1 protein-coding gene is annotated in these 409 nt (G+C 44.0%); it reads right to left on the bottom strand.

The window, feature by feature from the left end; genetic code table 11:
* Positions 1-157: 157 nt before the first annotated feature.
* Positions 158-409 (bottom strand): Rnf-Nqr domain containing protein (locus C6366_RS21305; protein WP_304481815.1); only part of this gene is annotated, 252 nt, incomplete at its 5' end.

Raw genomic sequence — 409 nt, 5'->3', positions numbered from 1 at the left:
TGGTTACAGTGCCCGACGGTGTAAGTTTCATTTTTGCATACAGCAGCACTGACACCAAAAGGAGCACCAGCAACAGGAAGATGACTACGCTGGCAACGATGACAGAGCCTTGAATAGCTAGTAAAACATTCATTGTTATATATTTTTACAGATACTGTTACAGTTGAATTCCCATGAAGCTCATGAAGGCGATACCCATAAGTCCGGTTACGATAAAAGTAATGCCCAAACCCCTTAGTGGAGCAGGTACGTTAGAATATCGTATCTTCTCTCGTATGGCAGCAATACCAACAATGGCCAGCAACCATCCCACACCAGAGCCTAAACCAAATACAGTTGCTTCACCAATATTTGCGTAAGCCCTGTCCTGCATAAAAAGAGAACCACCAAGGATGGCACAGTTTACAGC

This window comes from Desulfonatronum sp. SC1, from assembly GCF_003046795.1.
Lineage (GTDB): Bacteria > Desulfobacterota > Desulfovibrionia > Desulfovibrionales > Desulfonatronaceae > Desulfonatronum.
This window is presented reverse-complemented; position numbering and strand designations above follow the sequence as displayed.